Source organism: Apilactobacillus kunkeei DSM 12361 = ATCC 700308 (assembly GCF_001281265.1).
GTDB lineage: Bacteria > Bacillota > Bacilli > Lactobacillales > Lactobacillaceae > Apilactobacillus > Apilactobacillus kunkeei.
This window is the reverse complement of record NZ_JXDB01000007.1, coordinates 100,594-112,865: the sequence shown is the minus strand read 5'-3', so window position 1 is coordinate 112,865 and position 12,272 is coordinate 100,594. Positions and strand designations below refer to the sequence as shown.

The 12,272-nt window shown below is 35.4% G+C and carries 11 protein-coding genes; 5 read left to right on the top strand and 6 right to left on the bottom strand.

The window, feature by feature from the left end; all coding sequences use genetic code 11:
- Positions 1–53: 53 nt before the first annotated feature.
- Positions 54–1,484, bottom strand: coding sequence for a C69 family dipeptidase (locus tag RZ79_RS03380; RefSeq protein ID WP_054449980.1), 1,431 nt, complete (start codon positions 1,482–1,484; stop codon positions 54–56).
- Between the two features lie 117 nt (positions 1,485–1,601).
- On the opposite strand from RZ79_RS03380, the gene RZ79_RS03375 reads away from it, so the two are divergent.
- Positions 1,602–1,790 carry a 2-hydroxymuconate tautomerase gene (locus RZ79_RS03375; RefSeq protein ID WP_034531102.1) on the top strand — a complete coding sequence of 63 codons (189 nt, stop codon included), beginning with the start codon at positions 1,602–1,604 and terminating at the stop codon, positions 1,788–1,790.
- A gap of 16 nt (positions 1,791–1,806) precedes the next feature.
- Entirely contained in the window at positions 1,807–3,312 is a 1,506-nt protein-coding gene (gene glpK / locus RZ79_RS03370) for a glycerol kinase GlpK (protein WP_054449978.1), read from the top strand.
- A gap of 37 nt (positions 3,313–3,349) precedes the next feature.
- Here the strand turns inward: glpK and RZ79_RS03365 are convergent, their stop codons facing one another.
- On the bottom strand, positions 3,350–4,156 hold the full coding sequence (locus tag RZ79_RS03365; RefSeq protein ID WP_054449976.1) for a Cof-type HAD-IIB family hydrolase: 807 nt from the start codon (positions 4,154–4,156) through the stop codon (positions 3,350–3,352).
- Positions 4,157–4,242: 86 nt separating this feature from the next.
- On the opposite strand from RZ79_RS03365, the gene RZ79_RS03360 reads away from it, so the two are divergent.
- The 3 genes from RZ79_RS03360 to RZ79_RS03350 all read left to right on the top strand — a co-directional run bounded on the left by RZ79_RS03360 (position 4,243) and on the right by RZ79_RS03350 (position 8,034).
- Complete coding sequence (locus tag RZ79_RS03360; protein ID WP_054449974.1) at positions 4,243–5,586, top strand: RsmF rRNA methyltransferase first C-terminal domain-containing protein; 1,344 nt, start codon at positions 4,243–4,245, stop codon at positions 5,584–5,586.
- A gap of 144 nt (positions 5,587–5,730) precedes the next feature.
- Positions 5,731–6,525, top strand: a complete 795-nt coding sequence (locus RZ79_RS03355; RefSeq protein WP_054449971.1) for a zinc ribbon domain-containing protein — start codon at positions 5,731–5,733, stop codon at positions 6,523–6,525.
- A 21-nt stretch (positions 6,526–6,546) separates the two neighbouring features.
- On the top strand, positions 6,547–8,034 hold the full coding sequence (locus RZ79_RS03350) for a TcaA 3rd/4th domain-containing protein (RefSeq protein ID WP_054449969.1): 1,488 nt from the start codon (positions 6,547–6,549) through the stop codon (positions 8,032–8,034).
- Between the two features lie 145 nt (positions 8,035–8,179).
- Here the strand turns inward: RZ79_RS03350 and fni are convergent, their stop codons facing one another.
- From fni to mvk, 4 genes are read right to left on the bottom strand one after another with little or no spacing between them, the layout of a single operon-like run.
- A complete protein-coding gene (gene fni, locus RZ79_RS03345) occupies positions 8,180–9,217 on the bottom strand; it encodes a type 2 isopentenyl-diphosphate Delta-isomerase (protein WP_054449967.1) in 1,038 nt (345 codons plus the stop codon).
- A gap of 3 nt (positions 9,218–9,220) precedes the next feature.
- Positions 9,221–10,285: a phosphomevalonate kinase gene (locus tag RZ79_RS03340; RefSeq protein WP_054449965.1), complete on the bottom strand. Its 1,065-nt coding sequence runs from the start codon at positions 10,283–10,285 to the stop codon at positions 9,221–9,223.
- A gap of 20 nt (positions 10,286–10,305) precedes the next feature.
- Positions 10,306–11,274, bottom strand: a complete 969-nt coding sequence (gene mvaD / locus RZ79_RS03335) for a diphosphomevalonate decarboxylase (protein ID WP_054449963.1) — start codon at positions 11,272–11,274, stop codon at positions 10,306–10,308.
- 20 nt (positions 11,275–11,294) lie between these two features.
- Positions 11,295–12,224, bottom strand: a complete 930-nt coding sequence (gene mvk, locus RZ79_RS03330; protein WP_034531119.1) for a mevalonate kinase — start codon at positions 12,222–12,224, stop codon at positions 11,295–11,297.
- Positions 12,225–12,272 lie beyond the last annotated feature (48 nt).

Here is a 12,272-nt window from a genome sequence, read left to right as displayed (position 1 = left end):
GCGTTGCTCTTTTTTTGTACAAAAAAGGATGACAATTAAGTCATCCTTTTATTTTATAGGTTTTCGTCTGTATTATAGTTTAACTTTGAAAAGTCGGTTGATTTGGAAATCATTTCGTATGATAGATGTCTGTAACTATCCATTGCATATTCAGCACATTCATTACTGATCTTTGTGACAAAATCAGATACTTCTTGAGGTGCTAAATCATTGGCCTTGATATCAGCTTCATTAATCTTTTGTTGGAAGTAGATATTAAGTTTTTCTTGGACGTCACCGACAACATCAACAAAGGTATTGTAGTGTGGGTCTAATAACACTCCAGCCAGTTTGAAAATCCAATAAGCTGACTTTGGTTCATAGGTTAACTTACCAATCTTGTATTCCAGTGGGGTATCTTTGATGCCGGCAAAGAATGGAACAAAGACGCTTTGTGCGGCAACACCCATTGATAACCAGTGAATACCACCAACTTCGATTGGAAGGTTAGGACGAATTTGTAAGACGTGTGATTCTTGGGCCTTTGCCAAACTAATTGGACGGTATCTTGTCTTGTCTTCGTGACTACCTTTACCAACTGGATCAAATGGGGTTCCTTGGTAGTGTGATGCTAGAAAGTCCTTAGCATCTTGCACGGAGATTAAGCGACTTGGCTTTCTGACAAATGGTAGGTCATATGATTCTGGATCTTGTTTAATTTCTGGGTTAAACATGCGTTGACCATACCAAACACGTGGGTTGTTGTAGTATAGGTCAGACTCATTTCTAGTTCCGAAGATTTCTCTAAAGTTAAAACTACCGTTATTAGAGTTATTTAAGTGGTTCTTTCTGACGAAATCAATGATATCTGCTGACCACATAAAGTTATCAGGGTCATCGAAGTCGATGTTTTGAATGGCTAGGCGATTTGATACAACAGCATAGCAATCATCTGGAATTCGCATTGCTACCCATTGATGGCCGGAACCAATTTCAAAGTACCAAACTTCTTCTTGATCTGAGAATAAGATACCATTGCTTTCACTTGAACCATACTTGGAGACGATTTCACCTAGGCGTTTAACACCCTCACGTGCTGTTTTCACGTACGGTAGAACAACTGTGACCACAGAAGCTTCGCTGATACCGCCTTCAACTAGTGGGTCAAATCCTAATACATAACTATTTGAGTAGGCACTTTCGGTAGCACTCATAGCAACACCGTATTCGTTAATACCTTCTTCTTCAAATAATCCCTCTTTATTAGTCCATTCTGGAGTAGCGGTGTATTTTCCTCTAACAGTAGGTAATTCCATCATAAAGGCGTTTTCTTGCGCTTTAAACACTGGTTTTTCCTTATACTCTTTATGAGGATGAACAACAAAATGTTTTGGCCAGGTTGCTTTGCAATCTTCGTTACGACCAATCATGGTAGAACCATCAACAGATGCCTTCTTACCGACTAAGATACTAGTACATGCATCGTATTCTGGAAACTTTGGCATGTTAAACACTCCCTCGTTAATTTCATTTCTATAATTGTACATTAAACTTTTAAAAAATTGAAATATATAAGTATCTAAAGTATAATCAGAATAAAATTATAGATTAGGAGAATGATTATGCCATTAGTACATATTGATTTAATCGAAGGAAGAAACGAAGAACAATTGAAGGGACTAGTTGCTGACGTTACCAGTGCAATCGTAAAGAACACTGGTGCACCAGCTGAACACGTTCACATTGTTTTAAACGAAATGAAGAAGAGTAACTACAGTGTTGCAGGTAAACTAAAGAGTGACGAAAAATAATAACTGAGGAAATAAAATGCAAAACGAACAGTATATAATGTCAATTGATGAGGGAACTACCAGTGTTCGTGCTATGATTTTTAACCATAGTGGCGAAGTGGTAAGTAAGTCACAAAAGGAAATTACGCAATTTTTCCCTCAATCAGGATGGGTTGAACATGATGCTAATGAAATATGGGACGCTGTGCAGACTGTTATCTCAGAAGCATTAATTCACTCCAAAATACCGCCTTATAAGGTTCGTGGAATTGGGATTACCAACCAAAGAGAAACCACAGTCATGTGGGATAGAATTACGGGTGAACCAGTTCATAATGCAATTGTATGGCAATCAAAACAAACAAGTAACATTGCGAATGATTTAAAAGCCGCTGGTTATACCAAGATGATTCATGAAAAGACCGGTTTGGTTATTGACTCATACTTCTCAGCCACCAAAATCAAGTGGTTGTTAGATAACGTCGATGGCATTAGAAAAAAGGCGGAAAATGGTGATATTTTATTTGGAACCATTGATACCTGGATTCTATGGAAATTAACTGGTGGTCATGTTCATGCGACTGATTATTCCAATGCAAGTAGAACAATGTTGTATAACATTCACACGTTAAGTTGGGATGACGAAATTCTAGCCGCTTTGGATATTCCAAAACGAATATTGCCAAGTGTTAGATCATCATCTGAAATATATGGTTACACTGCTGGTTACGCTTTTTATGGTGTGCAAATTCCGGTCTCAGGAATTGCTGGTGACCAACAATCGGCATTATTCGGTCAATTAGGACTAGAAGCCGGCAGTGTTAAGAATACCTACGGCACTGGTTCATTCATTGTCATGAATACGGGTAATAAACCGGTATTATCTGATCGTGGTTTACTAACAACTATTGCTTATGGAATTGATGGCAAGGTTAACTATGCCATTGAGGGAAGTGTCTTTGTCGCAGGTTCCGCCATTCAATGGTTAAGAGATGGTCTTAGAATTATTAACGATGCTAAGGAAACCCAGGAATTAGCATTTAATTCTGCCAACGACCATGATGTTTACGTCGTTCCGGCATTTACTGGTCTAGGCGCCCCATATTGGGACCAAGACAGTCGAGGAGCAATCTTTGGGTTAACTAGAGCTACTTCCAAGGAAGACTTTGTTAAGGCTACTTTGGACTCACTAGCATATCAAACCAAGGATGTGGTTAACACTATGGTGGATGATACTCAATTAGACTTGAAGCATCTAAAGGTTGATGGTGGGGCTGCGCAAAATGATTATTTGATGCAATTCCAATCAGATATCTTAAATACACCAATTGAAAGATCATCCATATCAGAAACCACTGCATTAGGTTCTGCTTACTTAGCAGGATTAGCAGTTGGCTTTTGGAAAGATATTGATGAGATTAAGCAAATTAAACCAAAGCAAGACGAGTTTTATCCTAAGATGGATGAAGCCAAACGTAATCACTACTATGAAGGTTGGCAATTAGCGGTTAAGAGTACGCAAATGTTTCATCCAAATAAATAAGAAAAAGAAAAAAGACTTGAGTTAATCTCAAGTCTTTTTATAGTTCAAAGTATTCGTCTAGATAACGAGCTAAACCGTCATTATCGTTATTGTACTTGGTAACGTCATCGGCTAATTGTTTAATCTTAGGTTGACCATTCTTCATAGCAACTCCTAAGCCAGCGTACTTCAACATGGTTTCATCGTTAAATTCATCACCAAAAGCAATGATGTTAGATTGGTCAATATTGTAGTAGTCAGATAGTACTTCTAGACCAGTTTCCTTACTAACGTCCTTAGATGCTAATTCAACGATTGAATCAGGACCTCCCCATGGTGAAATTTGTAGGGTATCACCATAGTTACGATCTACATAGTTAATGAATTTATCCATCTTATTGTGTTGGATTTGTAGAGTTAGACAAATTGGGTTTTCATTTAAGTTCTCTTTAGTAATGAATTCAGAAGGTTCAAGACTAGTTGGGAAGAAACCAACTTCGTCGTTTGCTTCACGATTAGCCAAGAATAGTTCTTTACCTTCAACAGCCATTAGGTTAATCCCTAAGTCTTTATCTTGTCTTAAGACTTCAAAGACGATGTCACGATCGATATTGTATTCGTATGCCTTATTCCAATCAGTTAGTGGATTGTATCCTAGACTACCGTTAAAACTAATTAAAGGATTGTCTAAACCAATTTGGTTATAGATGTCTGTAATCAAACGTGGTGGACGTCCTGATACAATATTGACAACATGACCTAAATCAATTACTTTATTTAAAGTATTAATAGTTTTTTGTGAAACCTTTGACTCACTATTTAGTGTAGTTCCATCAAGGTCAATTGCGATAAGTTTCTTATCCATGTAGTTGTTTCACCTCTTTTAAAAAAATATAATAGTAATATGTTAACTAATTAAAAAATGTAAGTCAATGCAAAAGGAGCAATCTCGTGCAATTACCAAACGATTTTAAAACTAAATATCAAAAACTACTGGGGGATGATGCAGAATCATTCTTTGCCAGTCTAGATAAAGATACCAATCCTGGATTTAGAATTAATCCATTAAAGGAACACATGCCAGCAGAACCTAATAATGAATCAATTGAATACTGCCAATATGGCTACTATGGTGATGTTAACGGTAAGAGTGTTGAGCATCAAAGTGGTGCGATTTACTCACAAGAACCTAGTGCGATGTATGTAGGTGAAGTAGCGGATATCAAACCAGGAGATTACGTATTGGACCTATGTGCCGCTCCCGGTGGAAAGACAACCCATGTCGCTAGTTACATGGATAATCAGGGTTTATTAGTAACCAATGAAATTGATTATAAGCGTGCTAAGATTCTAGTAGAAAATGTTGAAAGATTTGGGATTAGAAACGCGCTAATTCTAAATGAAAATCCAAACAACCTAGCCAAGCATTTCCCACGTTTCTTCGATAAGATTCTAATTGATGCGCCATGTTCTGGTGAAGGGATGTTTAGAAAGAATAACGATGCTATTCAATATTGGAATGCGGAATATCCCAGTCAATGTGCTACTCGTCAAAAGGAAATCATTGAACAAGCAGTTAAGATGCTAAAACCAGGTGGTAAGATTATCTACTCAACATGTACGTTTGCTCCAGAGGAGGATGAACAAATTGTCGAATGGATGAAAGACACTTATGATTTTTCCATTGATCCAATTAAGAAATACGATGGGATGTTAAGTGGTAAGCCACAATGGGCAGATGGAAATGAAGAATTAGCTAATACGGTTAGACTATTCCCTAATCACTTCAAGGGTGAAGGTCACTTTGTTTCCAAACTATCTAGTAACGACGAAGGTAATGCTAAGAAGATTAAACATCGTTTGCAAAGTAATCTATCAATTGATGATAAGAAACTATGGAATGAGTTTAAGGAAGCAAACCTAAATAACTTTGATCCAAAACACTTAATTTTATTCGGAGATCAATTATACACCTTTGATAATACTCTTCCCGAATTGAAGGGATTAAAGGTGATGCGTCCAGGATTACATCTAGGAACAATTAAGAAGAAACGTTTTGAACCAAGTTATGCATTAGCATTAGCTTTGCATAGTAATGAGGTTGTTAATCGTTTAGAAATATCTGAAGATGACTGGAAACAATATGTCCATGGGGATGTTATCAACTGTGATAAGGATGTTAAGAAGGGATGGTACCAACTAATCTGTAAGAACCAACCTATTGCTTTTGGTAAGGTTGTAAATGGTACGATTAAAAATTTCTTCCCTAAGGGACTAAGATTCAACGTTGATTAATAATTAAAAGAGTTGCATTGAATTGTAGCTCTTTTTTAGTTATTTATTCATAATATTTATTAGCTGATAAGATAATTAAATAAAAATGTGATATGATTAATAATGGTATAATATTTATATTACATATTTATGGAGGTATTTTATATGAATGCAAAATTTTGCCCAAAATGTGGTAATGAATTAAAGGAAGGAGCAAAGTTCTGTCCTAAGTGTGGAGCCCAAATTGTACAAAACGTACAACCAAACGGTGCTAACACTAACGGAGCACAAAACCAAAACGTTGTTCCTAACCAAAGTGCAGAACAAGCTAAGAACTATGCTAAGGATTTCTTCAAGTGGTTCTGGGAAAGTGTTAAACATCCTTCATTAACCGGAAAAGCTTCAAACAAGTACTTCGGTTTAACTTCATTTATTGCTAGCGCTGTAATTGCCATTTTATCTGTTATGCTAATTACTTCAAAGATTAATGGTGGAATTGAATCTGCTGCAAATAGTTTTGGTAATGATTCATCTGCTTCCGTTGTAAGCTTTTTCCAAGGCTTAGTAAATGCAGGTGCTGGTAAAGTTGAATTATTCTCAGTGTTAATGATTGTTGCTTTCATTGCATTAGCATACGGATTTAGAGCTTTTGCAGTCGCTGGAACTGGTGAAAAAACTGATTTCTTTGAATTCATCAACAAATTGGCTGCATACACTAACATTTCAGTTTTATTATCAGCTATCATGTTCTTATTCGTATTAATTGGTGGTCTTGTTGCATTAACATTCAACATGTTTATCTTCCTATTTGTAGTAATTAACGACCTAATTGGTTTTACTTACGCAATTATTGATGGCCAAAACTCAAACAAATTTGATAAGTTATATGTTCTATTATTAGCCCACTTATCATTAATTGTTGTGTTCTTTATTGTTTTCATCAAGTCACTACAAAGTTAATTAAGATTAGGGGGTTAATTTATGAGGGAATCAAGATTCTGTCAAAATTGTGGTACAAAGGTTGATGCTGACGAACAATTTTGTCACAACTGTGGTGCACAACTAGATAATGACGTAACTGATCAAACAAATCAATCTAGTCCATCAAGTGTTGATAATACAGTTAATGATTACCAACAACCTCAAAGTAATAACAATAGTGTTTCCCAACAACAACCATCAAATAATGGAAATGTTATGGAAACAAGAAGTGGCTTTAAGAAGAGTAAAAAACATCAAACTAGAAACCTAATTATTGGAATTGTGGTTGTAGTTGTTGTTGTATTCGGCTTTATCGGATACCTTTTCGGAAACCACTACTACTCAAAGAGTGCGGTATTAGATCGTGCAATGACTTCATTAACTAGTGACAAGAATACCGATTCATACTTTGAATCAACCGATAGTCGCGTTACTTTAAATGACAGTACAATGGCACCATTATCTAAGCACATGAACAAGAATAATGACGAATTACAATCATTAAAGGGCCAACTAAGTGATTCTGGATCTTCAAAGGATGGTAATTTTGAATATGTTCAAGACGGACGCAAGTGGTTATTATTCCCTAACTACCAAGTCAAGGTAAAACCAGTTGTTCCAACGATTACAACTAGTGAAAAGTCTGCAGATGTTATTTTAAATAATAATAAGATTGGTCAAACTTCAGATTCAGATTCAGAATTTAGTTTGGGTCGAATTCTACCGGGTGACTATAATATTACTGTTTCAAAGACATTATCAGGTAAAAAAGTTACTAATGCACAAACTACTTACCTTGATAACAGTGATAATATCTACATGCCATTAAAGACTATTAAATTCACCGTGAAGGCTGGCCCAAATTCTGACATTTACATTAATGATAAGAAAGTCGGTACTAGTAACAGTGATGGAGATTACAAGGTTTCAGACATGCCATTCTCTTCTGCAATTTATATTTATGGTGTCATGCATTCAGATGGTAAGACAGTTACCTCAGATAAGTATCATTTGAGCGAAAGTGACGATGGACAAGAAGTTAGTCTTAACTACCCAGGGGCAGTGGATAAAGACGATGCTGCAAATCTAATCAGTGACTTCTCAAATGATCTTAGTTCAGCTGTAAATGACAATAACGACTTTGATCCTAGTGATTACTTCGTTGATGGTTCAAACAACAGTGACGCTCAAGATTTCATTACTTGGGCAAAGCAACAAGCTGATCAAATTAACGACAACAAATTTAATAGTGTAAGCATTGATTCATCTGTTGATTCAGTTGTTCCTGCAGGTGACCACTCAGTTGTTACAGGGACTTTTAAATATACTTTTGATGTTTCTGATGATGACGGTGATGATCACAATCATATTCAAATCTTTAAATTTACCGCTAACATGAAGAAGGAAGATAGTTCACTTAAGTTACAAACGCTTAAGTCAGAAGGTAAGATTAAAGATTATGACAAAGATAATGATGATGATAATTAAATCATAAAATTAAGACTTCTACTTAAAAGTAGAGGTCTTTTTTTATTGGTAAAGTTATTTAAAGTTAATCCTTTAGTTAGAAGTATAAAGTTACTTTAACTTATAAAAATAAAAGAAAAAAGCAAGCAAAAACCGCTTGCTTAAATTAGTAGGGAAGTCCTCGTTGGGAAACATATGATAGAAGATCCGAACTCAATATTAATTTTTTACTTTGTAACTCAGATAAGTTTTTTGCACCAAGCATGGTCATTAATGATTTCATTCCATAAATAAAATCATTAATGAATTCAATGGTTTCGTCTTCACCATTCTTGATTAGTGAATATAGAATAGGGGCTGCAATTCCAATGGAATTAGCGCCAAGTGCGATTGCTTTAACAGCATCAAGTGGTGTTCTGATACCGCCTGAGGCAATGATATTAGTTTTATCTTTAAATGGTTGAGCTTCTAGAAGTGATTCAACGGTTGTTTGTCCCCAATCTTCTAGATAATCCATTTCTTGTTTCTTTCTACGGTAGTTTTCAATCTTACTGAAACTAGTGCCACCTTTACCACTGATATTAATATTTTTAACACCAGCATCGACTAATTGTTGAATGGTTTCTTTAGACATGCCAAAACCAACTTCTTTAACGATGACAGGGCAGGCGAGTTCTTCTTGAATGGATTTAATATTTTCAATCCAGTTAAATTCTCGATCACCCTCAGGCATAATCATTTCTTGTGGAGTATTAATATGAATTTCAATCGCATCAGAATTCATCATTTTTACCGCTGCCTTAGCTCTTGAAACATCCGATGAAGCGCCTAAATTAGAAAATAAAATTCCATTTGGATTGGTTTCTCTAACAATCTCAAAAGAAGAAGCAACTGAATTGTCTTTTAAAGCGACACTTTGAGAACCAGTGGCCATAGCAATCCCAGTACTCTTTGCGATTCTAGCTAGCTTTTCATTTAACTTCTTTGTATATTCGCTTCCACCGGTCATGGCTTCGATATAGATAGGGAAGTCCATTTTTATATTTTCGATAGTTGTTGATGTATCGATATCATCAAAACTGATTTCTGGAATTCCTTGGTGGACAAATCTTAGTTGATCAAAACCAGCATGACTGGTTTTATCGTAGAACTTAATAGCTAATGAAACGTGTTCATCTTTTCGATGAGATTGGATACTGACCATTGATTATGCCTCCTTTTCTGAATAGATATTTAGGTGAAGTGGGATAATGCCATTTTCTGTCCATTTTGATTCGATATCTTTAATGGGGGATTGTTTTTCAACAATGGCAATTCCACAATCTCCACCTCCGGCGCCAGAAGATTTTCCTGAACCGTTATATTCTTCCGCAATTTCACATAGTCGTTTTAGCTTACTTGTTTCGATGTCAATACCTGTGAAACTTGCTAATTCGACGATGATATTTCTGTTCTCTTTAATTTGGTTTTTAATAACTGCAATATCTTTATTTTTAAAACCATTTATCATCTTATTGATACAACGCTTACTCTTTACTAAGAACCGCTTGTATCTATCAACGTTTGATGATGATTCAACGCTTTTAAGTAAATTGGAAGTTGAAGCAGGAGTTCCTGTCCAGCCAATAAGTAATTCGAGGTCAGAAGGTGGGGTAAGTTGTTCAATCATTAGATGAGGCCAACTTTGTTCCATCACGTCTTTTAGATTGGTTTGATTTGCTAACCATTTCTTATCGAATGAACTGTAAGCAATCCAACCGCCAAAACTACTAGCAGCGACGTCACCCAATGAACCGTTACCTTGAATTCTTAAATGAGCAATGGCAGCTAGTTTAAATATTTGCAGTTTACTTAAGTGTAAACCATATAGTTCGTTTAAAGCTTTGATTGTTGCGACAGTGACTGCGGCTGAGGAACCCAATCCATATTTTTTTCCGTCTTCACTGTTTAAATTACTATCAATATCAATGTTATATAACTTATGATTTATGTTTAATTCTTTGACATATGTTTCAAATGTTTTCATTGCTGAAATTACGTAGTTGAAAGAACTGTTATCTTTTAGAGGTTTGATTTGATTATTATCGTAAACCCATTCAATTTTGTCATTTTCATATTGTTTTGAATGAATTACACCAACATTATTTTCGGATTCACTAATATTAGCTGTAATATATTGATCAATTGCAACAAGGATAGCTGGATATCCGTTTTCAACCACAGCATATTCACCAGCAATATATAGCTTTCCGGGTGCTTTTACAGAAATCATTTTAAATTAGTCCTTTCAATTTATAGATACTTTATTCCTTCACCAGGTCCAGATACTTTGATTTGATCATTAGAAAATTTATCTGACAACTTATCAGTGATTGCACTGATTTTATCACTTTGACAGATAATTTTAACATTTGGACCTGCATCCATTGTGTAATAGCATTCAACGCCGTTTTCTCTTAATTCCTTAACCATGTTAATGACTTTAAGACTATCGGCATTTATGTATAAGTAGGAAGGATCAGAGCTTAATGTTAATGAGTGCATTCTCATAGCATTTAGTTCTGCTGTTTTACCTAAAGTGGTAAAGTCATTTTCCTTAATTGCTTCTTCAATTATTTGAAAATCAGCAGTAGTTTGCTTAATCCAACTTTGATAGTAGGGAGAAGTTTTAATAGAAATCTTCATTCCCTTTCTACTACTAATTTTCTTAGGTTGATTATCAAGAATGATTGCAATCATATTAATGTCCATTTTTACTGGATCTTCAATGCTGTAACCGTATGATGATTCATCATCAGTTCCTTTATTCCAAGCCGCAAAGCCACCGAATATTGAACGTGTTGCGGAACCGGAACCGCGTCTTGCTAAACGAGATAAACCTTTTTTACTTAAATTAAGTCCGTAAGCCTTACTACCGGCAGCAGCTAGAGCAGCATATGCAGAAGCAGAAGATGCTAATCCGGCTGAAGTAGGGACATGGTTGGTTGATTCAATGCGCGCAAATGCATTAATGTTTGATTTCTTACGAATGATATCCATAAATTTGGTAATTTTTTCATCCTCGATAACCTTACCGTTTAAGGTAACTTCATCGGAACTAAGAGACTCATCAAAAAGGACACTTGTGTCAGTATAAAATTCATCAAGTGTTAGCGATAGGCTACTATTAGCAGGGATAATTAATTCTTCATTTTCTTTTCCCCAATATTTAACTAAGGCAATATTTGTGTGTGCTCTTGCGGTAATTTTTTCACCTAACATTTTGTATAATTCCTCCGATTTTAGTTAAAAGGTTGAATCCAGGTATCTAAGGCACCAGCTTTTAGTAGCGCATTTTCAATGCTTTGGGCTTCGTGAATGTTTCTTGCTAAAGCAATGATACATCCTCCAAGTCCGCTACCTGTTAGCTTGGTACCTAATGAACCATTTCGATTAGCGATTTCAACTAATTCATCAATCTTATCGTTACTTACTTTTAATTTCTTTAGCTCTTTTTGATTTTCAGTCATTAATTTACCAAGTTCAATTGGATTATCGTTTTCGATATCAAACTTAGCACGAGTAACCAGTTCGCCAATATGTTTAATTGATTTCATGGTGTCTTCTTTATTGTTATTTAGTTGTTGTTTAACGTAGTTAATTGCAATATCGGTTCTTCCTTTGATACCAGAATCGGCAATTACTAGTACAGCATTCAAGTTGAAGTTAATTTCGTTTAATGTTTCATTTCTGATAAACCATACTGGATTATCTGATCCAGCAGTTGCTGTATCCAAGCCAGAAGGGTTTCCGTGTGTGATTGTTTCTTCAACATTACTTAAATCAAGCAATAAATTCTTATCAAAACTGACGTTAAAGTAATGAAATAATGCTTTGACGATGGCAACTGATGTTGCTGCTGAAGAACCCATTCCACGTTCAGATGGAATGGAACTATCGATAATCATCTCAAAAGAGGCATCCTCTTTGTGTAGTTTAGCAAGGGTGCTATCAATTAAGTTTTTAATTCCTAATAGGTCATTTGGGACGTTATTTAAGTTACCAATGAAATACTTGCTATTGATGTAAATACCATTTTGTTTTTCCATTATTCTAACGTTTAAGTCAATTTTAGGAACGGGTAGTGCAATGGCTGGTTGACCATATACAACACTGTGCTCGCCCATAAGTATTATTTTGGCATGACTATGTCCAATTGCTTGATTTGTCAATGTTATCGCTCACTTTCTCTTAATGTTAATATTATCATAAAATCATCA

Coding starts and splice junctions, on each gene's coding strand:
- RZ79_RS03380 (WP_054449980.1), bottom strand. CDS start 1,484: ATGCCAAAGTTTCCAGAATACGATGCATGTACTAGTATCTTAGTCGGT.
- mvaD (WP_054449963.1), bottom strand. CDS start 11,274: ATGTTAGGTGAAAAAATTACCGCAAGAGCACACACAAATATTGCCTTA.
- glpK (WP_054449978.1), top strand. CDS start 1,807: ATGCAAAACGAACAGTATATAATGTCAATTGATGAGGGAACTACCAGT.
- RZ79_RS03340 (WP_054449965.1), bottom strand. CDS start 10,285: ATGATTTCTGTAAAAGCACCCGGAAAGCTATATATTGCTGGTGAATAT.
- RZ79_RS03365 (WP_054449976.1), bottom strand. CDS start 4,156: ATGGATAAGAAACTTATCGCAATTGACCTTGATGGAACTACACTAAAT.
- RZ79_RS03350 (WP_054449969.1), top strand. CDS start 6,547: ATGAGGGAATCAAGATTCTGTCAAAATTGTGGTACAAAGGTTGATGCT.
- RZ79_RS03375 (WP_034531102.1), top strand. CDS start 1,602: ATGCCATTAGTACATATTGATTTAATCGAAGGAAGAAACGAAGAACAA.
- RZ79_RS03355 (WP_054449971.1), top strand. CDS start 5,731: ATGAATGCAAAATTTTGCCCAAAATGTGGTAATGAATTAAAGGAAGGA.
- fni (WP_054449967.1), bottom strand. CDS start 9,217: ATGGTCAGTATCCAATCTCATCGAAAAGATGAACACGTTTCATTAGCT.